The organism is Bacteroides thetaiotaomicron VPI-5482, assembly GCF_000011065.1.
Classification (GTDB): domain Bacteria; phylum Bacteroidota; class Bacteroidia; order Bacteroidales; family Bacteroidaceae; genus Bacteroides; species Bacteroides thetaiotaomicron.
Map to the genome: position 1 here is coordinate 4,718,073 of NC_004663.1, position 23,527 is coordinate 4,741,599.

17 protein-coding genes are annotated in these 23,527 nt (G+C 46.5%); 13 read left to right on the forward strand and 4 right to left on the reverse strand.

Annotation, left to right across the window (positions count from 1 at the left end; genetic code table 11):
• Positions 1 to 7 precede the first annotated feature (7 nt).
• Both BT_RS18370 and BT_RS18375 read right to left on the reverse strand, forming a co-directional pair.
• Complete coding sequence (locus BT_RS18370) at positions 8 to 937, reverse strand: ComEA family DNA-binding protein (protein WP_011108917.1); 930 nt, start codon at positions 935 to 937, stop codon at positions 8 to 10.
• The gene (locus tag BT_RS18375; protein WP_008762587.1) at positions 937 to 2,307 is read right to left on the reverse strand and encodes a sodium-dependent transporter; all 1,371 of its coding nucleotides are present in this window, start codon (positions 2,305 to 2,307) and stop codon (positions 937 to 939) included. The genes BT_RS18370 and BT_RS18375 overlap by 1 nt, the downstream gene beginning before the upstream one ends.
• A gap of 103 nt (positions 2,308 to 2,410) precedes the next feature.
• On the opposite strand from BT_RS18375, the gene BT_RS18380 reads away from it, so the two are divergent.
• Complete coding sequence (locus BT_RS18380; protein ID WP_008762588.1) at positions 2,411 to 2,803, forward strand: VanZ family protein; 393 nt, start codon at positions 2,411 to 2,413, stop codon at positions 2,801 to 2,803.
• Between the two features lie 153 nt (positions 2,804 to 2,956).
• Here BT_RS18380 and murF read toward each other — a convergent pair whose 3' ends face one another.
• On the reverse strand, positions 2,957 to 4,255 hold the full coding sequence (gene murF / locus BT_RS18385) for a UDP-N-acetylmuramoyl-tripeptide--D-alanyl-D-alanine ligase (protein WP_011108918.1): 1,299 nt from the start codon (positions 4,253 to 4,255) through the stop codon (positions 2,957 to 2,959).
• Between the two features lie 74 nt (positions 4,256 to 4,329).
• Positions 4,330 to 6,345 (reverse strand): tetratricopeptide repeat-containing sensor histidine kinase, encoded by a 2,016-nt coding sequence (locus BT_RS18390; protein WP_008767054.1) that lies wholly within the window; start codon positions 6,343 to 6,345, stop codon positions 4,330 to 4,332.
• A 127-nt stretch (positions 6,346 to 6,472) separates the two neighbouring features.
• Here BT_RS18390 and folP point away from each other — a divergent pair, with 127 nt between their 5' ends.
• The 12 genes from folP to BT_RS18450 all read left to right on the forward strand — a co-directional run bounded on the left by folP (position 6,473) and on the right by BT_RS18450 (position 23,101).
• Entirely contained in the window at positions 6,473 to 7,336 is an 864-nt protein-coding gene (gene folP, locus BT_RS18395) for a dihydropteroate synthase (protein ID WP_008767053.1), read from the forward strand.
• Between the two features lie 74 nt (positions 7,337 to 7,410).
• The gene (cdaA, locus tag BT_RS18400) at positions 7,411 to 8,175 is read left to right on the forward strand and encodes a diadenylate cyclase CdaA (protein ID WP_008762592.1); all 765 of its coding nucleotides are present in this window, start codon (positions 7,411 to 7,413) and stop codon (positions 8,173 to 8,175) included.
• A gap of 18 nt (positions 8,176 to 8,193) precedes the next feature.
• A complete protein-coding gene (locus BT_RS18405; RefSeq protein WP_008767052.1) occupies positions 8,194 to 9,735 on the forward strand; it encodes a TldD/PmbA family protein in 1,542 nt (513 codons plus the stop codon).
• A gap of 31 nt (positions 9,736 to 9,766) precedes the next feature.
• Positions 9,767 to 11,086, forward strand: coding sequence for a TldD/PmbA family protein (locus tag BT_RS18410; RefSeq protein ID WP_008762594.1), 1,320 nt, complete (start codon positions 9,767 to 9,769; stop codon positions 11,084 to 11,086).
• Positions 11,087 to 11,379: 293 nt separating this feature from the next.
• Complete coding sequence (locus tag BT_RS18415) at positions 11,380 to 11,940, forward strand: LemA family protein (RefSeq protein WP_008762595.1); 561 nt, start codon at positions 11,380 to 11,382, stop codon at positions 11,938 to 11,940.
• A gap of 7 nt (positions 11,941 to 11,947) precedes the next feature.
• Entirely contained in the window at positions 11,948 to 12,979 is a 1,032-nt protein-coding gene (locus BT_RS18420; RefSeq protein WP_032841365.1) for a DUF3137 domain-containing protein, read from the forward strand.
• A 28-nt stretch (positions 12,980 to 13,007) separates the two neighbouring features.
• Positions 13,008 to 13,796 (forward strand): DUF1266 domain-containing protein, encoded by a 789-nt coding sequence (locus tag BT_RS18425; RefSeq protein ID WP_008762597.1) that lies wholly within the window; start codon positions 13,008 to 13,010, stop codon positions 13,794 to 13,796.
• A 37-nt stretch (positions 13,797 to 13,833) separates the two neighbouring features.
• Positions 13,834 to 14,400, forward strand: a complete 567-nt coding sequence (locus tag BT_RS18430; protein WP_008767050.1) for a hypothetical protein — start codon at positions 13,834 to 13,836, stop codon at positions 14,398 to 14,400.
• 297 nt (positions 14,401 to 14,697) lie between these two features.
• On the forward strand, positions 14,698 to 17,034 hold the full coding sequence (locus BT_RS18435) for a beta-galactosidase (RefSeq protein WP_008767049.1): 2,337 nt from the start codon (positions 14,698 to 14,700) through the stop codon (positions 17,032 to 17,034).
• Positions 17,035 to 17,104: 70 nt separating this feature from the next.
• Positions 17,105 to 18,076 carry a glycoside hydrolase family 43 protein gene (locus tag BT_RS18440; protein WP_008767048.1) on the forward strand — a complete coding sequence of 324 codons (972 nt, stop codon included), beginning with the start codon at positions 17,105 to 17,107 and terminating at the stop codon, positions 18,074 to 18,076.
• A 41-nt stretch (positions 18,077 to 18,117) separates the two neighbouring features.
• A complete protein-coding gene (locus BT_RS18445) occupies positions 18,118 to 20,553 on the forward strand; it encodes a family 43 glycosylhydrolase (RefSeq protein ID WP_008767047.1) in 2,436 nt (811 codons plus the stop codon).
• A gap of 70 nt (positions 20,554 to 20,623) precedes the next feature.
• A complete protein-coding gene (locus BT_RS18450) occupies positions 20,624 to 23,101 on the forward strand; it encodes an alpha-L-arabinofuranosidase C-terminal domain-containing protein (protein ID WP_011108921.1) in 2,478 nt (825 codons plus the stop codon).
• Positions 23,102 to 23,527 lie beyond the last annotated feature (426 nt).

Consider the following 23,527-nt stretch of genomic DNA (forward strand, 5'->3'; position numbering starts at 1 on the left):
TACGATTTTAGTCGTAACAAACATAAGGCGCCATTCGTTCGAAATCTGCGGGTGTGAATTCCTCGTAAAGCATCAGTTGTTTCAAGTCTCTTACTTTCCCCTTCTTCTTCCGGTACTCTGCAATGACCTTGGCTTGATAATAGCTGATGTACGGATGATGCATCATTCGCTCTACACTTGCCTTATTGATGTTGATCCGGTGAATCTTTCCAGCATCCACGGAGAACCACGAACGGAGCTTTTCCGCTTTTAACCGAATCTCCCCTAACTGTTCTATCTGATAGAATCCTCCCAATAACCGGCGATGGTTTACAATCGATCGGGCAATCCGGCTTCCGATCCCCGGAATCTTTTTAAGTTCGGTGGTATCCGCCTGATTAAGGTCGATGATAGTGCCCGGCGGGTATTTCATTAAAGTATCATATGGTGCAGTCGCTTGTACTACTAATATCCGGCTGGTATCTTGAAGGACCGGTGTTTCGGCAATGCGTATATACGGTTGAAGAGTCCGGTATTGTTCTTCCGTCAGCCCGTATATTTTCCGAAAGTCTTCCGGACGTCGGAATCTGCCTTGCTTTCTGCGGTATCGCAGAATATTGCCCGCCATCCAGGTAGGCAAGCCGAGACTGAGGAAAGTGGCGGAGTCGGCGGTATTCGGATCGAACGCTGCCGGTCTGATTTCTTTTTTCGGATAGGCGGGCGATGAATACCTGCCTCTGTAAACTGGATATTTCTTGTCCTGCTTTGCTTCTTTTATGGAAGAGATAAATTCATTATATTCCTTTTCGGATTTCGCCTGTTCAGTCGGGTCGGTTTTCTCCGGTCCGGAGAAAGCCTGCAAGAGTGCGGGGATTGTGTATACCCCTATAACAAGAACGACAAGGACGATAATGCCTTGTCGTTCGGTTTTAGTAAAATAAAAAAAGTCTTTCCACATTATAGTTTGATAAGTCCCAACTCATTGATAAAGATCAGAGAGATGGCAATCGGTGCAATATATCTTAATATAAAGATGATCAGTTTGTATACGGGAACTTTCAGCGAACCGTCATTGGTGATCTCCGACCAGACGATTTTCTTGTCGAGATACCATCCGGTAAAGATGGAAATGCACAGACCGCCGAGTGTCAGCATGATCTTAGCCGTGACAAAGTCGAATAAGTCAAAGATTCCCAATCCGAAGATGGTGAATCCTTTCATCACTCCGAGCGACAAAGAACAAAGGATACCTAAGAAGATACATCCTCCGGTCACCAGTCTGGCTGCCTTGCCGCGTGTGAAGTTGAATTCTTCGTGCAGATAAGCGGTGACCACTTCGTGCAGGGAAATGGTGGAAGTCAGTGCTGCCATGGCAAGCAATACGTAGAACATGACGGAGAAGATATAGGCCAATATCGGTACTCCGCTGAATGCCTGCTGGAATACATTGGGCAGTGTGATAAAGATAAGGCTCGGACCCGCATCCGGTTGTATGCCTACAGAAAATGCGGCCGGAAAGATAATGAAGCCTGCCAATACTGCCACAAATGTATCTATAATCCCTACGCTGAATGCTGTCTTGGTCAGATTGGTTTCTTTGCTGAAATAAGAAGCGTAGGTGCAGAGACATCCCATCCCCAGGCTAAGGGAGAAGAAAGCCTGTCCCATCGCACTCAGAAATACATTTCCGTCCACCTTGCTGAAATCCGGTTTCAGCAGAAACTCGATACCCGCACCAGCTCCCGGCAGGGTAACCGAACAGATTACAAGTATCAATATAATAATGAACAGAGTCGGCATCATGATCTTGGAAGATTTCTCGATACCTTTCTCCACGCCTTTGACAATAATAAAATGAGTAACCAACAGAAACAGAACCAACCACAAGACCGGTCGCCACGGACTGCTGGAGAACTGCTGGAAGGAAGAGATGAATTCTGTGGGAGTCTTACCCGTAAAGCCGTTCGTAAGAGCTTCATACACATACTCCAGCGTCCATCCTGCCACTACGGAATAATAACTGAGAATCAGAAAAGCTGCGAGGACTCCCATGCGTCCCACCCAGCGCCAATGAGTGCCGGGAGCTAATTTCTGATAGGCTCCCGCTGTATTTGCCCTCGAACGGCGTCCGATTAGGAATTCGGCAATCAAAATGGGAAGTCCCAAAAGGAAAACGCATCCTAAATAGATCAGTATAAAGGCTGCGCCACCGTGATTACCCGTTTCATAGGGAAATCTCCAGATGTTTCCCAATCCTACTGCCGAGCCGGCGGAAGCAAGTATTACGCCTAATTTACTTCCGAAGTTCGCTCTATCAATTTTCGTCATAAATCTTGTTTTGTCTTACAAATCGTTATAAAATGTACGTATTAAAATGCAAATATAGAAAATGATAGTTATATTTGTACCGGAATCGTAATTTTATTTAGATATGCTATCTTATATTAAGAAATATCCTATTTCACTTTTTATCATCTTAACTGTGATTTATCTGTCTTTCTTCAAACCTCCTAAAACGGACTTGAATGAAATCCCTAACTTAGATAAATTAGTTCACATCTGTATGTACTTTGGTATGTCAGGTATGTTATGGCTGGAATTTCTGCGGGCGCATCGTCGTGATGACGCACCGTTATGGCACGCATGGGTAGGGGCATTCCTCTGTCCCATACTGTTCAGCGGCTGTGTGGAATTGCTGCAAGAATATTGCACGACTTATCGGGGAGGAGACTGGCTGGACTTTGCCGCCAACTCGGTGGGTGCCATCCTTGCCAGTTTAGTGGCTTATTATGTGGTTCGTCCGCGAATGATGAGAAGGGAATAGAAGACTATAGTAATGCATAATCATACTCATGCCTATGAGAAAAAATTCTCATTGCAGTGAGAAAATATTCTCATAGGCATGAGTATTTTTTCTCATCGTGGTGAGAATTTTTTCTCAAAGGCATGAGAATACTTTGAGAAATTAACAGCGATATTATAGATAATCTACAACCGAACTGAGCTTAATTCCGTTGGACCCTTTGATCAGGATAGTGTATCCTTTCGGCTTGTCGGCTTCCAGTTCCTTTATTACTTCCTGTACGTTGGGATAGGTTTGGAAGGAGTGCTCTGCTGCTGCAAACTGATCTCCTACCAGCCATACTTTTTCGAACGCGCATTCTTTGAGGTAGTCTGCTATCTTCTGATGTTCGGCAGCGCTTTCGGCACCCAGTTCGCGCATATCACCAAGGATGAGCATTTTGTGAGGAACTTCCATGTTGCGGAAGTTCTGTAAGGCAGCCATCATGCTGGTCGGATTGGCGTTGTATGCGTCGATGATCAGTGTGTTATCGTCCGTTTTCTTTAGTTGCGAGCGGTTGTTCTGTGGTGTATATCCGGCTAAGGCTTCGTTGATCTTTGCATCTTCCACTCCGAAGAAGCGGCCGATGGTGATGGCAGCCAGTGCATTGGGGAAGTTGTATTCTCCGATCAGTTGCGTCTGAACCTGATAGGATTTACCATCCTTGCCCGCTTTCCATTCGAAAGTGAGGTAAGGGGAGTTGCCGGTGATTCGTCCGTTTACGTAAAGGTCATCTTCGGTGCCGTAAGGGATCAGGTTCAGTCCTTCGGCAATGTTCATCAGATAAGCATTGTCGTGATGGATAAAGACGGTAGAACCTTCTTTCTTACGGAGAAAGTCATAAAGTTCTCCTTTGGTTTTTATCACACCTTCGAAAGAACCGAAGCCTTCCAAATGGGCTTTGCCTACATTGGTGATGATACCGCAGTCCGGCTCTGCGATTTCGCTGAGGAATTTGATTTCTCCCGGATGATTGGCGCCCATCTCGATGACGGCAAGGTCGTGTTCCGCTTTCAGGCGGAGCAGGGTAGAGGGCACGCCGATGTGGTTGTTCAGATTACCTAGCGTATAAAGAATGTTGTGGCTCTGAGAGAGTACGGCGGAGATCAGTTCCTTCGTAGTCGTCTTGCCGTTGGTACCAGTGATACCGATTACTCGTGTACCCAGCTGGCGGCGGTGGTAATTGGCAAGCTGCTGCAATGTTTGCAGGCAGTCGTCTACGAGTATATATCGTTGATCGCCTTCAATCGCGTATTCGGATTCGTCGATGACAGCATAGGCGCAACCGGTTTCCAATGCTTTTCCGGCAAAAGCGTTTCCATTGAATGACTCGCCTTTCAGAGCGATAAACAGTGATCCTTCAGGACAGTTCCGACTATCGGTCGTCACTAATTGGCAATCCAGAAATATCTGGTAAAGAGCAGAAAGTTTCATAGCCTGAGCTTTTATTTTTAAATGTTGCAAAGATAGGCTATTCTTTCGGATTTGGTATCGGTCAGAAGCGTTTTTTACTCAGCATATACCAAAGGAAGAGTCAGCACCATCCGGCACCCGTCCGTATAGGATGAATCGATGTGGAGGCTGCCTCCTAACTTTTCGGCAATCGTCCGGCTGATCGACAGTCCGAGGCCCGTGCCCTGTGAGAAGGAGTTCATTTTGTAGAAGCGTTCGAATACTTTTTCCTGTTTCTCCTTAGGGATTCCTATACCGGTGTCGGTAACGCTGATCTCGAGTTTCTTTTCTGCTTCCAATACCGAATAAGTCAGTTCGATGCTGCCATGAGTCGTGAATTTGATCGCATTGTGTGCCAGATTGGCAAGTAACTGCGAAATGCGTTCCGGATTGCTGAGTATGATTAGTTTTTCCCTTTCCGGTTTGAAAAGGAATTCGACTGTGTCTTGTTTCTGCATTTTAGCTACTTCGATAGATAGCTGGCAGATCATATTGATATCCGTTTGGATATTTGTAGGGAGCTTGTTATATTGGTCGAGCTCCGACAATGCGAGCACATCGGTCACGAGTCGAAGCAGATCGTCCGTGTTGGCTTTGATGATGTTGACGAATTCTTTCGTTTCCTCATTGCCGTAGTGGTCACTTAATACTTGTGAGAAGCCTATGATCGAATTGAGCGGTGTCCGTATTTCGTGAGACATACTCTGAATAAAAGTCGTTTTCATCTGGCTGGTCGCTTCTGCCTGATCTCTGGCTTTGCGCAGTTCTTCTCTCGAATAAGTCAGTTCTTCGTTCTTATTTCTTAATTCACTTTCCGAGGCCTTCAGCCTCCGGTTCAGACGGCTTTCCCGATATAAGAACAAGAAGAGGATGGCTAACAGGATGATCAATGAAAAAATCAGCGTCGTTTTATTGCTCAACTCCTTTTCTTTTGTCCGAAGCATTAATTCCTTTTTCTCCGCATTGAGCTTTTCTACATTTAGCAGCGTGGCATATTCGCTGCTCGCCAGTTGTTCATTGGCTATTTTCAAAGAATCGTCTACTTCAATATACTTTTTCAGAAATTTCACCGCTTCATCCGGTCTGCCCATCTGTCTGTAGATTTCTCCTTTGAGGCGGTATTGTCCGCTGCTCATGGCGTACTCATTCAGCCGTTGCTCTTCGGTTTTCTGCTTCTCGACAGCTTCCAGTGCCTTGACGAACTGTTTGCTGCGCTGGTAGTAGAAAGCCTCTGTGCGGTAAAACCTTTTTTTGAGTGAGTCCAGCCTTTTGTCCTGGTCGAACAGTTCCCTGCATTCTTTCAGCATCTTCTCCGCTGCTGAGAAATCTTTAAATTCACTGTAATACTCTACGTATGTCAGCTTTGCCAGTATTTTATGGCTGGCGGAGTTGGCTGTTTTTACTGCTTTTTCCAGTGCTTCCAGCGCTGGTTCCGGCTGATGATGCGTAATGTAGTAATTGGCAAGTTGAGCGTAAGTATTACTGATATTATAGTTTTCTAATTTGTATTTTTCGGTCAGTTCGATTTCTTTCACGCGCCATTCGGACGCCATGACATCAAAGTTCTTGATTGTGTAAATCTGCGACATGATGTTGTAGCAGTACATGAGTCCGGTCTTGTTGTCCTCGGCTTGTGCCTCTTTCAGCACTTTTTCGGCTTCATAGAGGGCGATGTTACTCCTTCCGGTTTTCAGGTAATATAGGATCAGCCGGTTGGCCCAGGCGAAATAGTAGTACTTGGACTGCTGTATTTCTTTAGCGAATTGTTTTACCTTATTGGTATAAAAAATGATGCTGTCTTCATTATTGGCCTGGTAATAATAATAGTCCAGCCGGGTGGAGAGAGCTACCGCCTGCATCCGCTGGTCGTTTTGTCCGCTAGCCATACGGAACAGCGTATCGGACATACTCAGCACGACCGGTTCCAGCAAATGTTCCTGGCAACGCTGATAGTAGGCATACAAAGAGGAATCAACGTTATAAACTTCAGCTTCTTTCTGGGCTTTTGCAGGAATAACGATGAACAAAAAAGAGACAAGGTATCCTAAGATAATTCGGGACAATCGGCTCATGGTATTCGTTTTCGGTAGTTCTATTGATTGCTATTGATTGCAAATATACGTTTATTTCCTAATTTTAATACGAATACTTGCTTTTTTTATCTACATTTGCAACAGTCTAACTGGAATATAATCAAGAATGAAATTGATCTCTCCAACTTATATAAATGTGAAAGGACGTCTGCTCGATCTTGCTACTCCGCAAGTGATGGGTATTCTCAATGTGACACCCGATTCTTTTTATTCCGGCAGCCGGATGCAGACGCAGGAGGAAATTGCAGCGAGGGCACGGCAGATCATCGATGAAGGAGCCTCTATCATTGATATCGGAGCTTACTCCTCGCGCCCGAACGCCGAACACATCACCGCCGAAGAAGAAATGAACCGCTTACGTACCGGACTGGAGATCGTAAACCGGAATCATCCGGATGCTATCGTTTCGGTCGATACTTTCCGGGCGGATGTAGCCGAACAGTGTGTGGAGGAGTATGGCGTAGCTATCGTCAATGATATCGCTGCCGGTGAGATGGACAACCGGATGTTTGAGACTGTGGCCCGCCTGGGAGTGCCTTATATCATGATGCACATGCAGGGAACTCCCCAAAATATGCAGAAAGAACCCCATTATGATAATTTGATGAAGGAAGTGTTCATGTACTTTGCTCGCAAGGTGCAACAACTTCGTGAATTGGGTCTGAAAGACATTATACTCGATCCGGGTTTTGGTTTTGGGAAGACACTGGAGCATAATTATGAGTTGATGGCTCACCTGGAAGAGTTCAGCATTTTCGAACTTCCACTGTTAGTCGGTGTTTCCCGGAAATCAATGATTTATAAACTATTGGGAGGAACTCCGCAGGATTCATTGAATGGAACAACCGTACTGGATACCGTTGCGTTAATGAAAGGAGCGAACATTCTTCGGGTGCATGACGTGCGCGAAGCGGTGGAAGCCGTCCGGATTGTGGATAAACTGAGAACTGAGAGTGAATATGGCAAATGATAGAATGGCATTATCCGTTGGTGATACTCTCTTGTCGTTTGTGAATTAATAACTTGTAATAAGTAATAAGTACCGTGTTTTTTGACGTTGGCATAAAAGATTTTATCGATGTACTGCTGGTCGCCCTTCTGTTGTACTACACCTACAAACTGATGAAGGCCTCCGGCTCTATCAAGGTTTTTACCGGCATTCTGGTTTTTATCCTGATCTGGCTGGTGGTCACTCAGATTCTGGAGATGAAACTGCTGGGCTCCATATTCGATACCTTGATGAATGTGGGTGTGATTGCTTTGATCGTCCTTTTTCAGGATGAGATTCGTCGTTTCCTCTTGACGCTGGGCTCGCATCGGCATGTCAGTGCATTGGCGCATTTTTTCAGCGGGGCGAGGAAAGAAGCCTTGAAACATGATGATATCATGCCGGTGGTAATGGCTTGCCTGAGCATGGGAAAGCAGAAAGTAGGCGCATTGATTGTGATCGAGCATACCACTCCGCTGGATGAAGTGGTCCGTACGGGAGAAATTATAGATGCGGCTATCAGCCAGCGTCTGATTGAGAATATATTTTTCAAGAACAGTCCTCTGCACGACGGAGCAATGGTTATCAGCAAAAAACGGATCAAAGCCGCAGGCTGTATCCTGCCAGTCTCTCACGACCTGAACATCCCGAAAGAACTGGGCTTGCGTCACCGTGCGGCTATGGGCATCTCGCAGAAATCGGATGCGCACGCCATCATCGTCTCCGAAGAGACAGGAGCTATTTCTGTAGCTTATCGCGGACAATTCTATCTTCGTCTGAATGCCGAAGAACTGGAAAGTCTGCTGACAAAAGAAAACTGAAACTAAATATAAGTGAACATGGACAGACGAAATTTTCTAAAAACCGGAGGTATAGCTCTACTCGGATCATTGGCGACAGGTTCTGCTATGGCTCTGACTACCCCGGGTGCATTGGGCGGCGAAGGAGCTGACAAGAAAGCAGCAGTTGCTTTGGCTATGAATCATTTCGGAGTAAGCGAGGCAGACTTGAAGAAGGTGCTTGCCGCGGCATTGGAGAAAGGAGGCGATTATGCCGACCTTTTCTTTGAACACACGATATCCAACAGCATCCGCCTGATGGATGGTGCAGTGAACAACAGTTATTCGAATATTGACTATGGAGTCGGAGTCCGTGTACTGACTGGAGACCAGAGTGGCTATGCCTACGTGGAGAATATTACTGTGGAGGATATGCTGAAAGCTGCCCGTACTGCCGCCCGCATCGCTTCCGCCAACAAAGGCAACAAACCGCTGAATCTCACCGAAAAGGAACTGAAGAAGAACTATTATACCGTTGCTTCCCCGTGGGAGGAAGTCAGTTTGAAAGATAAGATGCCTTATCTGCAAAAACTGAACGACCGGATTTTCGCTTTGGACAAACGGGTACATAAAGTACAGGCAAGTCAGAGCGATACCACTTCGCATATCTTCTTCTGCAATTCGGAGGGAGTGATGTTCTACGATTACCGTCCGATGGTGACGCTGGGTGCCGTGTGCATCATGGAAGAAGACGGAAAGACGGAGAACGGCTACGCTGCCCGTGCTTACCGCAGAGGATTCGATTTCCTGTCGGACGAGGTAGTGGACGTAATCGCCCGCGAAGCGGTAGACCAGACTTCTCTTCTGTTCAAGGCTATCAAACCCAAAGGCGGTGAAATGCCTGTTGTCATGGGTGCCGGAGGATCGGGTATCTTGCTTCACGAGGCTATCGGACATACTTTTGAGGCGGACTTCAACCGGAAGAATGTTTCCATATTTGCCGATCAGCTGAATAAGAAAGTATGCAACGAACATATCAACGTGGTGGATGACGGTACGATTCCGTTCAATCGGGGTTCGGTGAATTTCGACGATGAAGGTGCCGAAGGACAGAAAACTTATCTGATTAAAGACGGAGTACTGACTAGTTATCTGCACGACCGTATCAGTGCAAAGCACTACGGAGTGGAACCAACCGGCAACGGACGTCGCGAATCGTTCCGCAATATGCCGATACCCCGTATGCGTGCTACATATATGGAAGCCGGAAATGTGAGCGAATCGGATATCATTTCTTCTGTAAAGAAGGGAATCTTTGTAGATAACTTTACGAACGGTCAGGTACAGATCGGTGCCGGAGACTTTACATTCTTTGTGAAGTCGGGCTACATGATCGAAGACGGTAAACTGACGCAACCGATCAAGGACATTAATATTATCGGTAACGGTCCGAAAGCTTTGGCGGATATCACGATGGTAGCTACCAATGCGAAGATCGACAACGGTACATGGACTTGCGGAAAAGACGGACAATCCTGTCCGGTGACTTGCGGTATGCCTTCAGCCTTGGTTAGCAAACTGACTGTCGGTGGAGAGAACTAGAAGTAAATGCTTACTTTAAAAAGACGAACCTATGATTACAGACGAAAATAAGAAACTGGCACAGTGGGCGATGGACTACGCCTTGAAGAATGGCTGCCAGGCAGCAAAAGTCCTTTTATACTCTTCTTCGAACACTTCTTTCGAACTGCGCGATGCGAAGATGGACAGATTGCAACAGGCATCGGAAGGCGGATTAAGCCTTTCCCTGTATGTGGACGGACGTTATGGTAGTATCTCTACCAACCGCCTGAACCGGAAAGAGCTCGAAACATTTATCAAAAACGGAATAGACTCTACACGCTATCTGGCTAAAGATGAGGCGCGTGTATTGGCGGACCCTTCCCGTTACTATAAAGGTGGGAAACCGGACTTAAAGCTATATGATGCCAAGTTCGCATCCTTAAATCCGGACGATAAAATAGAGATGGCGAAAGCCGTAGCGGAAGAAGCACTAGGCAAGGACGAACGGATCATCTCTGTCGGTTCTTCCTATGGCGATGGCGAGGACTTTGCTTACCGCCTGATCAGCAATGGTTTCGAAGGAGAAACCAAAAGTACGTGGTACTCACTTTCTGCCGACATCACGATCAGAGGGGAAGGCGAGGCGCGTCCTTCTGCTTATTGGTATGAGTCGTCGCTTTATATGAACGATCTGATTAAGAAAGGAATCGGTCAGAAAGCGCTGGAACGTGTATTACGCAAACTGGGACAAAAGAAAGTACAGTCCGGCAAATATACGATGGTGGTCGATCCGATGAATTCCAGCCGTTTGCTAAGTCCGATGATCAGTGCGCTGAACGGCTCGGCTTTGCAACAGAAAAACTCATTCTTATTAAATAAATTGAATGAAAAGATAGCTAGTGACCGGCTGACTTTGACGGACGAACCTCATTTGGTGAAAGCTTCCGGCGCCCGCTACTTCGACAACGAAGGTATTGCTACGGAACGTCGCTCCATCTTTGACAAGGGAGTACTGAATACCTATTTCATTGATACCTACAATGCTAAGAAGATGGGAGTCGATCCGACTATCAGCGGTTCATCTATTTTGGTCATGGAAACGGGAGATAAGAATCTGGATGGACTGATTGCCGGAGTGGAAAAAGGTATCCTCGTTACGGGCTTTAATGGTGGTAACAACAACAGTTCGACCGGAGATTTCTCTTATGGCATCGAAGGTTTCCTGATTGAGAATGGAAAACTGACGCAACCGGTATCCGAGATGAATGTTACCGGCAATCTGATTACCTTGTGGAACTCGTTGGTTGCAACCGGAAACGACCCGCGTCTGAACTCCTCCTGGCGTATCCCTTCACTGGTATTTGAGGGAGTCGATTTCAGCGGATTGTAGACACTGACTTTGAATAGACTTAAGTAATGGTCAGGAGATGATGGTCATAAAATGGAGATCATCTCCTGACCATTACTGTAATATTACCCTCTGAATTTTATAAATATACCCTGCTATACCCCGTCTTCTGCCTAACTAATGCTTTATTAATTAACGTATTATCTGGTTTTTGCTTACCTGTATTTATACCCCCTCTTTGTTTGCTAATTTGTGGGATGCTGTTTACTTTTGCCTGTGTCAAAATTAAATAGGATATAACTATTGAAAACTGATATACACACAAAAGTAAAAGCATGGGAATTATATATTTTGGATCGGGACTTATACTGCTAATCGCACTTTGGTATATTTGGGCAGTCAACAATTTGATCGCTAAGCGAAACAGGGTGAAGCAATGTCGTAGCGGTATTTGCGTGGCATTAAAGCAGCGAAATGACATGATACCTAATTTGGTGGCCGCCGTTAAGTCATATATGGGTCATGAAAATGAAATTCTTACCCGCATTACGGAACTTCGATCACATTCTTTCCAACCTTCACAGGAAGCCGAACAAATAAAAAGTGGCAATGAATTGTCCGGTCTGTTAACCAAATTACAGTTGTCGGTCGAGAATTACCCTGAACTGAAAGCGAATGAACAATTCCATCGCCTGCAAAACAGTATTGAGGACATGGAACTGCAACTGCAAGCCATCCGGCGCACCTATAATGCGGCAGTAACAGACTACAATAATACCATCGAGATGTTTCCTTCTTCCGTTGTTGCCCGTCAGCAAGGTCATCATCAGGAAGAACTGATTGATATTCCCGAACCGGAACAACAGAATGTAAATGTCGCCGAACTTCTCAGATAATACGAATATGGACACAATTGATTTTAAGAAATTATCAGAACAGCTTCGTTCGGAGCTTTTACGGGTAAATGGCTGGAGAAAGGTGGTACGAACAGGAAGTATTGCAGTTTATCTTTTTGTATTCTGCTGGTTTATGTTTGTGTTGTTTGGCGGTGCGCTTGTATCTTATATAGGTCTTGAGAACTATATGCAGTTTACGCAGTATATAATACCAGTATTCATTGGATTTATAGTGGTCAACTTCGTTTTCACTCGCTGCATGGCGAACTTTCAGGAACGGGAGTCGGAGGCTATGCAGCACATTATGTCTACCCTGTTTCCTACCGTTTATTTCTCGGCTTCCTCTCAGGTAGACAGCCGGATATTGAGAGACAGCAAACTCTTTTCCGCCTCTTTTTCTGATCCGGCACTGGCAGCCAATACGTATGGATATATCCAGTTTCCGCACGGCGAGCACTCTTTGCATGTGGCGGATATCGGCGTGTCTTACGGGCTGTTGAACAAGTTGCAGTACAATCCTGTATTGGGATATTTTGTCATGATCTACCGTTTTGTGCTTCGTCCGCTGTTTGCTTCGCGGCTGGATAGCAGTCCGCACAATTTTCGGGGGATGTTTGGCTGGTGTAAGATAGACAAGCGATTCAAAGGAAATATTATCATATTGCCCGATCACCTGGAACAAAAGATCGGATATCTGGCGAAGAATATCCAGGGGTTGAAGAAGCGCTATAGTGCCCGACTGGTGCAATTGGAAGATCAGGAGTTTGAGAACTATTTTGCCGTTTATGCCGATGATGAAGTAGAAGCACGTATGTTGCTCACTCCTGCGATGATGCGTCATATGACGGCGCTGCACCAGACTTTCGGATGTGATATCATGCTTTCGTTCAGCAGAGGTACTTTCTACTATGCCGCCGTGATGCCTTCCGGTTTTTTATGTGTGCGTCCAAGTGCGTTGAATGACGGGAAGCTGCTTGAGGACATATATAATGATATCAGCCTGTCCTGCAAAGTGGCAGAGGAATTAAGATTGAATTAGTATTAACAATAAAACAAAAACACTATTTATGACAGACATGAGTTGGATGCCTTGGGTCGTAGGCGGAGTAATGGTCCTTTCTTTTCTTTATATGAAGGTATGGCCATTTGTCCGTACTATTATAAGAGCTTTTCGGGGGCCTCGTTTTAAATCAAAATCAAAATTATCCGTAGAACAGTATAAAAAACTGTCTATAGGTTCATTGTATGCCTTGCAGCAAGGCGGATATCTGAACACTCTCTCGTTGGATATCAAAGATAAGTTGCCTACTATTCTTGGTGAATGGTGGGGAATAAATAATGCTCATGATGCCCGCGAAACATTGGATGATTTGTGCCGGAAAGGTTACGATTACTACTTTCCGTTTGTTTATGAGGCTTTTTTGCTTGACGATGAAAATGCGCAAGACGATATTTTCCAGCAGAACATGGAGAGTCAGGAAGATTATGAAAAAGCTGTCGGGCAACTGCAAAATTTGAAAGAGGTCTATGAGGAGTTGATAGCTTATGAAGTGATTACTTCTAAAGAAGATATAGCCCGCTATGGAGTGATTGGCTGGGATGCCGGCAGAATTAATTTTGTTGCCCGTGCCTGCTGCGATATGAAATATATCTCAGAAATGGAAGCGTGGAATTATATCGACAAGGCGTATGAACTGGCTCATTCTTCTTTTACATCATGGCACGATATGGCGATGAGTTATGTTATTGGCAGGGCTATCTGGGGAGGGACCAATGCTCACAATTTAGGAATGAAGGGAATGGCAGACGATCTGTTGTCTAATCCTAAGAGCCCTTGGGTGCAAATCAAATGGTAAATTGATCAAGATAGTTTAATCACAAAAACACATAATTATGGAACAAAAGAACAACAAGTACTACAGTTACATCAGCGAGTATTATGCCGCCAACCCGACTAAATTTGAAAAAAGAAAGAACAATCTGAAACCTGTGTTATATTTAGGTTTGGCCGTGGTAGGAGCCGTTCTGGCTATTTTTCCCGGTTTGCTTCCATTGGCAGGCTGGTTGGTGCGTACAGCCGGAATCATCATGACACTGGTTTGCCTGATAGCTGCCTATCTGAATAACTTTGATATATACAACTTTCAAAGTGGAGGAAAAGTCAAGAGTATGGGAGTCAAGAAGTTTAAGCGTGATGAGACAAACCCTGCGAAGATAGTGGAAGCTTTCTTATCCAGGAACTTTGAATATCTGGCAGACCTTCCCGGAGGAAGAAGTGAACCGGTACAACTTCATATTGAAGAAGACGCCACAGGACGTGAAATGTACTGTTTGCTGACCACTTATGATTCAGATTCGAATATTGTAGGTTTGGCAGATGTCATCACTTTATCGGGTAATGATTATGATGATAATATTGATCTAATTAAACAAATGTTTAAAGACGAAGAAGATAATTGATTCATCGGGGCTGGATTATAAAAACAGCTCTGAGGAGAAGAAAACTCTTCTAAATGGAAGAAAAAACACAAGAAAGAAAAACATTCATACTATAAAGGAAATCGACCGGAGGGGTGGGTACAGACACAAGTAACCTGTCAACAAAAGGTCGTATTTCCTTTAAAAATAATCTGTCTCAGGGGATTTTGCTTTATTTCTAACCTTTTTTGAATGATAATTGGTACCTGCGGTTTAGGTGAATCGCCTATCTTTGCCGTATACTATATATAATTATAATTCTATATTGAGATAAAAGCCATGAGACACAGATTTATTGCTTTACTAGTACTTTTTACAGTCATCTTTTTCAGTAGTGCAGAGGCGCAGACTACTGCCCGTAAGTTTGAGGCAGGCAAGAATACTTTCTTGCTGGACGGGAAGCCGTTCGTAGTAAAAGCTGCCGAACTGCACTATACCCGTATTCCGCAAGCCTATTGGGATCATCGTATTGAGATGTGTAAGGCGTTGGGAATGAACACTATTTGTATTTATATCTTCTGGAATATACACGAACAGGAAGAAGGCAAGTTTGACTTTACAGGTCAGAATGATATCGCTGCCTTCTGTCGTGCCGCTCAGAAACACGGAATGTATGTCATCGTCCGCCCCGGTCCGTATGTGTGTGCGGAATGGGAAATGGGCGGCCTGCCCTGGTGGTTGTTGAAGAAGAAAGATGTGGCACTGCGCACGCTCGATCCTTATTATATGGAACGGGTAGGCATCTTCATGAAAGAAGTCGGTAAGCAACTGGCGCCGCTACAGGTAAATAAGGGCGGAAATATTATCATGGTGCAGGTGGAGAACGAATACGGTTCTTACGGCACTGACAAGCCTTATGTTTCTGCCGTACGCGACTTGGTGCGCGAATCCGGTTTTACCGATGTACCTCTCTTCCAATGCGACTGGAGCAGTAACTTTACACGGAATGCACTCGACGACCTGATCTGGACCATCAACTTCGGAACAGGCGCCAATATAGACCAGCAATTCAAGAAACTGAAAGAACTTCGTCCGGAAACTCCGTTGATGTGCAGCGAGTTCTGGAGCGGATGGTTCGACCACTGGGGACGGAAACATGAAACACGTCCTGCCAAAGATATGGTACAGGGCATCAAAGAAATGCTCGACCGCAACATCTCCTTCAGCCTTTATATGACTCACGGAGGAACGACTTTCGGACATTGGGGTGGTGCCAACAATCCTGCCTACTCCGCTATGTGCAGTTCTTACGACTACGATGCCCCGATCAGCGAAGCCGGATGGACGACAGAGAAATACTATCTCCTCCGTGACCTGCTGAAAACGTATCTTCCTGCCGGTGAAGCACTGCCGGAAGTCCCTGCCGCAATGCCGGTCATTGAAGTACCCGAATTTCATTTTACCAAAGTAGCTCCGCTTTTCTCCAACTTGCCGGATGCCAAGCAGTCGGTGGATATCCAGCCGATGGAGCAATTCAACCAAGGGTGGGGAACAATCCTGTACCGTACCACATTGCCCGAAGCAGTAACCTCAGGCACTACATTGAAAATCACCGAAGTGCACGACTGGGCACAAATCTACGCTGATGGCAAGCTGCTGGCCCGTCTCGACCGCCGCAAAGGAGAATTTACCACTACCTTGCCGGCCTTGAAGAAAGGTACGCAACTGGATATTCTGGTAGAGGCAATGGGACGTGTCAACTTTGATAAGTCCATCCACGACCGGAAGGGAATCACCGAAAAGGTAGAACTCCTTTCGGGCAATCAGGTGAAAGAACTGAAGAACTGGACTGTATATAACTTCCCCGTAGACTACTCATTTATCAAGAACAAGAACTACAAGGATACGAAAATATTACCGATTATGCCTGCTTACTATCGGTCATCTTTCAAACTCGATAAAGTAGGCGACACTTTCCTCGACATGAGCACATGGGGCAAAGGTATGGTATGGGTGAACGGTCATGCGATGGGACGTTTCTGGGAAATCGGTCCCCAGCAGACACTTTTCATACCGGGCTGCTGGCTGAAAGAAGGCGAGAATGAAATCCTCGTCCTCGACCTGAAAGGTCCGACGAAATCATCAATCAAAGGTCTGAAGAAACCGATCCTCGACGTACTCCGCGAGAAAGCGCCGGAAACACACCGCAAGGATGGAGAAAAGTTGAAGCTGACAGGAGAAAAGGTTGCGCACGAAGGAGCCTTCACTCCGGGCAACGGCTGGCAGGAAGTACGTTTCGCCGCTCCGGTGAAAGGACGTTTCTTCTGTCTGGAAGCACTCTCTCCGCAAGCCAATAACAATATTGCCGCTATTGCAGAGTTCGATGTGCTGGGAGCCGACGGCAAACCCGTATCCCGCGAACATTGGAAAATCCGTTATGCCGATAGCGAAGAGACACGTAGCGGAAACCGTACGGCGGATAAGATATTCGACTTGCAGGAATCCACTTTCTGGATGACTGTTGACAATGTCGCTTATCCCCACCAACTGGTAATCGACCTGAGCAAAGTGGAAACAGTGACGGGCTTCCGTTATCTGCCCCGTGCCGAAAAGGACTTTCCGGGCATGATTCGTGAATACCGCGTCTATGTGAAACCGTCTGATTTCAAGTATTAAACCAATAATAAGCCAATATCGGCCTTTTGATAATAAAGCATTCACTTTATAAATAAGCATTTACTCTCAAATGAATATGAAAAAATATACTTTACTCCTGGCACTCCTTTTAGTAGGAGTGCTGACAGGATACAGCCAGCAATCTGCCTACCTGTTTGTCTATTTCACCGGAAACAGGATGAGTGAGGAAGCCATCCGGATGGCTGTCAGCCCCGATGGATACAACTACTATGCATTAAACGGAAACCAACCGGTCATCGATTCCCGTGAAATCAGTTCTACGGGTGGAGTGCGTGACCCGCACATTCTTCGTTGTGAAGACGGAAAGACATTTTACATGGTCGTAACTGACATGGTCTCCGGCAATGGATGGAGTTCCAACCGTGCCATGGTACTGTTGAAATCGAAAGATCTCGTCAACTGGACCTCCAACATCGTGAATATCCAGAAGAAATACCCGAATCAGGAAGATTTGAAGCGGGTATGGGCACCGCAAACTATTTATGATAAAGAAGCGAAGAAATACATGGTCTACTGGTCAATGCAGCATGGTAATGGTCCGGACATTATTTATTACGCATACGCTAACAAAGATTTCACCGATATAGAAGGAGAACCCAAAACTTTGTTCCTCCCGAAGAATGGCAAATCCTGTATTGACGGAGACATCATTTATAAAGACGGACTTTACCACCTGTTCTATAAAACGGAAGGAGACGGCAATGGAATTAAAAAAGCAACCACCGCCTCCCTGACTTCCGGACAATGGACAGAATCGGAAGATTATAAGCAACAGACGAAAGAAGCTGTAGAAGGTGCCGGCATCTTCCCGCTGATAGGTACGGACAAGTACATCCTGATGTACGATGTATATATGAAAGGCAAGTATCAGTTTACGGAAAGCACCGATTTGGAGAATTTCAAAGTCATAGACAATGCCATTAGCATGGACTTCCATCCGCGCCACGGCACCGTAATGCCGATTACTGACAAGGAACTGAAACGCTTGTACAAGGCCTACGGAAAGCCCGACAAGATGTAAAGCCATCAGATACACCATCTAATATCCCATAAATAAATACCATGAAAAAACTCCTGTTGTTCATTTTGCTTGTCTGTGCAACAGTACAGGCCTATTCGCAAGAATACCCGAAAGTCGTTTTATCGGGTGACTATCCGGACCCTTCTGTCATGCGCGATGGTGAGGATTATTACATGACTCATTCTCCTTTTTACTACGCTCCCGGATTTCTCATCTGGCACTCCCGTGACTTGATGAACTGGGAACCCGTCTGTCGCGTAATGCCCGAATACGAAGGCTCTGCAATGGCGCCCGACTTATTGAAGTACAAAGGAAAATACTACATCTATTATCCGGCCAAAGGAACAAACTGGGTGATCTGGGCAAATGACATCAAGGGCCCGTGGAGCAAACCCATCGACCTGAAAGTGAGTGGCATCGACCCCGGACACATAGCCGATCAGGAGGGGAACAGATATTTATATGTTGACAAAGGAGAAGTCATCCGACTGACGGACGACGGACTGGCCACCATCGGCCAAAAACAGAAAGTGTACGAAGGCTGGCGATATCCCAATCACTGGGAAACGGAATGTATGTGTCTGGAATCGCCGAAGCTGAATTACCATAATGGTTATTATTACCTGACTTCCGCACAGGGAGGAACGGCCGGTCCGGCAACAAGCCACATGGCAGTTGCCGCCCGTTCGAAGAGTGTCACCGGACCGTGGGAAAATTCTCCCTATAATCCGGTAGTGCATACCTATAGTGCCCATGACAACTGGTGGTCGAAAGGACACGGCACACTGATCGACGATGTGAACGGCAACTGGTGGATCGTATATCATGCCTATGCCAAAGGCTATCACACCCTGGGACGCTCCACCCTCATCGAACCGATTGAATGGACCGCCGATGGATGGTATCGTACCAAATCCACCGCCACTCCCATCAAGACCGATCCGTCCATCAAACACGGACTCAGCCTCTCGGATGACTTCGAAGGACCGGAACCGGGACTCCAATGGACTTTCTGGAAAGAATATGCCCCTCAGTCGCTCAGCTTCAAGAAACAGACCTTATGGATAGATGCGAAAGGAAGTACCCCTTCCGATGCCCGCTTACTGCTGGCCACCGCCGAAGACAAGAATTACGAAACACAGGTGGAAGTCAACGTAGGCAAGGGTAACACAGCCGGACTTCTTCTATATTACAGCGAAAAGGCATACGCTGGAGTCGTGTCCGACGGAAAGAACTTCACTATCTACAGAAACGCGGAAAACAGCTTTACCCTCCCTAACAAGTTGGGCAAACGCTTCCTCGCCAAGATACAGAATCAGGGAAACAGTGTCCGGATAGCAGTCAGCAAGGACGGCAAGGAATGGACTACGCTGGTAGAAAACATGGATGTATCTCAGCTGCACCATAACAACTACGGCGGCTTCTACGCTTTACGCATCGGACTGCTTTCCTCCGGAAAAGGCAGCGCCGGCTTCCGTCAGTTCCGTTACCGTAACGCCATCCCGCAGGAAAAGGACATGGGGGCTTACTTGATGGTCTTCCATAAAGACGAGACGCACAGCCTTTATATGGCCGTCAGTGACGACGGATATACATTTACTGCCTTGAACGACGGCAAACCGGTGATCGCCGGAGATACCATCGCCCTGCAAAAAGGTATCCGTGACCCGCACATCTTCCGTGGACCGGACGGAGCTTTCTACCTTTCCATGACCGACCTGCACATCTATGCGCAGAAAGACGGCTTCCGTGATACCGAATGGGAACGTGACGGAAAAGAATACGGCTGGGGAAACAACCGCGGACTCGTACTGATGAAATCGTGGGACCTGATCAACTGGAAACGTACCAATGCCCGTTTCGACCTGTTATCGGCAGGCTTGGGTGAAATCGGCTGCGTATGGGCGCCCGAAGTGACTTACGATGACAAGAAAGGTAAACTGATGATTTACTTCACCATGCGTTTCAAGAACGAGGCGAACAAACTGTACTATGTCTATGTCAATGATGACTTCGACCGGATAGAGACACTCCCGCAAATCCTCTTCGAGTATCCCAACGAGAAAATATCGGCTATCGACGGTGACATCACCAAGGTAGGCGACCGGTATCGCATGTTCTACGTTTCGCACGACGGAGGCGCCGGAATCAAACAGGCCGTGTCAGACCGAATCAACGGTGATTACGAATATGACCCTCGCTGGTACGACTTCGAACCCAGGGCCTGCGAAGCTCCCAACCTCTGGAAGCGTATCGGAGAAGACAAATGGGTATTGATGTACGACGTCTACGGCATCAACCCCCATAACTTCGCTTTCATCGAGACTTCCGACTTCGTGAATTTCAAGAACCTGGGACGTTTCAACGAAGGAGTGATGAAGACGACTAATTTCTCGTCGCCCAAACACGGCGCGGTGATCCATTTGACAAAAGAAGAAGCCGCCAAACTGAGAAGTCATTGGGAAAACAGGAAATAACAGAGTATCAGATCTTTTTTAGTGAATACATACTCTTTTTTTGCAGAGATCTTATATTATAATTTATACCATGAAACATTTACTTCTACTATTTAGTGTATTATTATTATCATTGCAGCCGGCCGCATTTGCCGCAACGCATGAAACGACTGCTACTCCCGATTCAGTATCCCTTTTTGCCTACGCCACCCGAGGTGACGACGGCCGTAGCGGACTCCGCTTTGCATGGAGCATGGACGGAAAACATTGGTTTGAAATAGGACGAAACTACGGCTATCTTCGTTGCGATTACAGCCGTTGGGGATCGCAGAAGAAGATGCTCGACCCGAATCTGAAACAACTCCCCGGCGGGGAATGGCTCTGTGTCTGGAAGTTGAACGACCACGATGGATACGGTCAGGCCAGATCAAAAGACCTGATCTACTGGGAAGCTCAGCAATATCCCCGTACGACTTCCGATTTTGAAGGAACAAGAGTCAAAGCAAAGATTGCCGGACACGAAGAAACGGGAACTGTCAGCCAAGTGCCCTGGTCGGTAGTGGACGGACTGACCCAAACCTACGAACGGAACCAATACCGTAACTCCCTGTATGGCGAACGCCCTGTACAGGATAAAGAACGCTTTGCCGGACTGAAATCGGTCAAAGCCACCGTCACAGCACAACCGGAAGAAACAAAAGAAATCAGCGACTTATTGATGGGTATCTTCTTCGAAGACATCAACTACTCCGCCGACGGCGGCCTGTATGCCGAACTGATCCAGAACCGGGACTTCGAATACGAGCCGTCCGACCGTGAAGGGGACAAGAACTGGAACAGCACCCATTCATGGAAGCTGGAAGGAGAAAACGCCACCTTTACCATATCGACTTCGGACCCTATCCATCCGAACAATCCGCATTATGCCGTCTTGAAGACGAACCAGCCGGGAGCCGCCCTGACCAACACCGGTTTTGACGGAATCGCCCTTAAAGCAGGCGAGAAATATGATTTCTCCCTGTTTGCCCGTATCCCGGAAGGTAGCAAGTCCGGAAAACTACTGGTACGCCTCGTAGATGCCGACGGCACCGTACAGGGTGAAACGACAGTTACCGTCTCTTCCCGTTCGTGGAAAACGTATAAAGCAGTGCTGACAGCGAAAGCGTCCGCCGATACCCATCTGGAACTTCACCCGCAATCGGCAGGTGAAATCGAACTGGATATGATTTCTCTCTTCCCGCAGAATACATTCAAAGGCAGAAAGAACGGTTTGCGTCCCGACCTTGCACAGACACTTGCCGATATGCACCCGCGCTTTGTCCGTTTCCCCGGAGGCTGCGTGGCTCATGGAGACGGTTTGAAGAACATCTATCAATGGAAAAACACCATCGGACCGCTGGAAGCCCGTAAACCTGCCCGTAACCTTTGGGGATATCATCAGAGCATGGGACTGGGTTATTATGAATACTTCCAGTTCTGCGAAGATATAGGTGCGGAACCGCTTCCGGTGCTGGCGGCAGGTGTACCTTGTCAGAATTCCGCTTGTCATGGCGATTTGAGAGGCGGTCAGCAAGGCGGTATCCCGATGAGCGAGATGGGTGCTTACATTCAGGATATCCTCGACCTGATAGAATGGGCGAACGGTGATGCAAAGAAAACCAAATGGGGCAAGATACGTGCCGAATCCGGTCATCCGAAGCCTTTCAATCTGAAATATATCGGCATCGGCAATGAAGACTTGATCACCGATGTCTTCGAAGAACGCTTCACGATGATATACCTTGCTATCAAAGAGAAATATCCGGAGATAATCGTTGTCGGCACAGTAGGTCCTTTCAATGAGGGAACAGACTATGTGGAAGGCTGGAAACTGGCGGACAAACTCGGTGTTCCGATGGTAGACGAACATTATTATCAGTCTCCGGGATGGTTCCTGCACAATCAGGACTTCTATGACAAGTACGACCGCTCTAAAAAGACGAAAGTATATCTGGGCGAATATGCCACTCACATCCCCGGACGCAGAGCGAATATGGAAACAGCTTTGACCGAAGCACTTTATCTGGCTGCTTTGGAACGGAATGGAGATGTAGTGCACATGAGTTCTTATGCTCCTCTGCTGGCAAAAGACGGGCGGACGCAGTGGAATCCGGACCTGATCTACTTCAACAATCGGGAAGTAAGACCGACAACGGGATACTATGTGCAGAAACTGTACGGTCAGAACGCAGGCGACCATTACATCCCTTCACAGATAAACCTTGATAATCAGGACGGTCGCGTAAAACTCCGTGTTGGTTCTTCCATCGTTCGTGATAGTAAGACGGGGGATGTGATTGTGAAACTGGTGAATCTGTTGCCCGTCAGCATAGAGACGGATGTCCGGTTGCCGGGAATGGATGGTATCCAGTCTTCCGCTACGCGGACTGTACTGGCAGGTGCACCCGAGACGACTCCGCTTCCGGTGACGGATACGATAGAGGCAGGAACCAGCTTCAAGCAGGAATTGCCTGCTTATTCGTTCACGGTCATCCGCTTGAAGACACAAAAGGGAAAAAATAAGCAATAAACTGGTTTTCAATAGGGGTTAGTTTATTTTGGGGGAGGGGTGCTCACCTATCATCTCCCCCTGTGGGTAGGGGCTGACTAAAAAGTCAATAGTATCCTAAATCTCCTCCTTCGGGAAGGAAGAGTACCCGTAGGGGGAGGTGGTAGGTGAATACATAATCCTGTCATTTACAAAGAAATAGGAACAAACATTATTTTTCCTACCACCTCGGTCTTCGACCACTCCTCCTTCCCGAAGGAGGAGATTCGAGATAGAATCGACTTTTTAGTCAGTCCAGGTTTAGGTATTATTGACTTTTGTACCTTCTCTTTTCTTCTTCATAATAGAAAAGATGGTTTTCATCTTTCACCGAATGGGTAGTTCGTTTGCTGTCTATAGTGTAATCAGCCGTAAGATAGTACTAAAGTTCTCTTTAACCTCTTGCAT

Excerpts from the sequence above, each read along its gene's own strand:
- murF (WP_011108918.1), bottom strand. The coding sequence starts at position 4,255 with ATGAAACTTTCTGCTCTTTACCAGATATTTCTGGATTGCCAATTAGTG.
- BT_RS18370 (WP_011108917.1), bottom strand. The coding sequence starts at position 937 with ATGTGGAAAGACTTTTTTTATTTTACTAAAACCGAACGACAAGGCATT.
- BT_RS18375 (WP_008762587.1), bottom strand. The coding sequence starts at position 2,307 with ATGACGAAAATTGATAGAGCGAACTTCGGAAGTAAATTAGGCGTAATA.
- BT_RS18450 (WP_011108921.1), top strand. The coding sequence starts at position 20,624 with ATGAAACATTTACTTCTACTATTTAGTGTATTATTATTATCATTGCAG.
- BT_RS18380 (WP_008762588.1), top strand. The coding sequence starts at position 2,411 with ATGCTATCTTATATTAAGAAATATCCTATTTCACTTTTTATCATCTTA.
- folP (WP_008767053.1), top strand. The coding sequence starts at position 6,473 with ATGAAATTGATCTCTCCAACTTATATAAATGTGAAAGGACGTCTGCTC.
- BT_RS18430 (WP_008767050.1), top strand. The coding sequence starts at position 13,834 with ATGGAACAAAAGAACAACAAGTACTACAGTTACATCAGCGAGTATTAT.
- BT_RS18415 (WP_008762595.1), top strand. The coding sequence starts at position 11,380 with ATGGGAATTATATATTTTGGATCGGGACTTATACTGCTAATCGCACTT.
- BT_RS18420 (WP_032841365.1), top strand. The coding sequence starts at position 11,948 with ATGGACACAATTGATTTTAAGAAATTATCAGAACAGCTTCGTTCGGAG.
- BT_RS18435 (WP_008767049.1), top strand. The coding sequence starts at position 14,698 with ATGAGACACAGATTTATTGCTTTACTAGTACTTTTTACAGTCATCTTT.
- BT_RS18410 (WP_008762594.1), top strand. The coding sequence starts at position 9,767 with ATGATTACAGACGAAAATAAGAAACTGGCACAGTGGGCGATGGACTAC.
- BT_RS18390 (WP_008767054.1), bottom strand. The coding sequence starts at position 6,345 with ATGAGCCGATTGTCCCGAATTATCTTAGGATACCTTGTCTCTTTTTTG.
- BT_RS18440 (WP_008767048.1), top strand. The coding sequence starts at position 17,105 with ATGAATATGAAAAAATATACTTTACTCCTGGCACTCCTTTTAGTAGGA.
- BT_RS18425 (WP_008762597.1), top strand. The coding sequence starts at position 13,008 with ATGACAGACATGAGTTGGATGCCTTGGGTCGTAGGCGGAGTAATGGTC.
- BT_RS18405 (WP_008767052.1), top strand. The coding sequence starts at position 8,194 with ATGGACAGACGAAATTTTCTAAAAACCGGAGGTATAGCTCTACTCGGA.
- BT_RS18445 (WP_008767047.1), top strand. The coding sequence starts at position 18,118 with ATGAAAAAACTCCTGTTGTTCATTTTGCTTGTCTGTGCAACAGTACAG.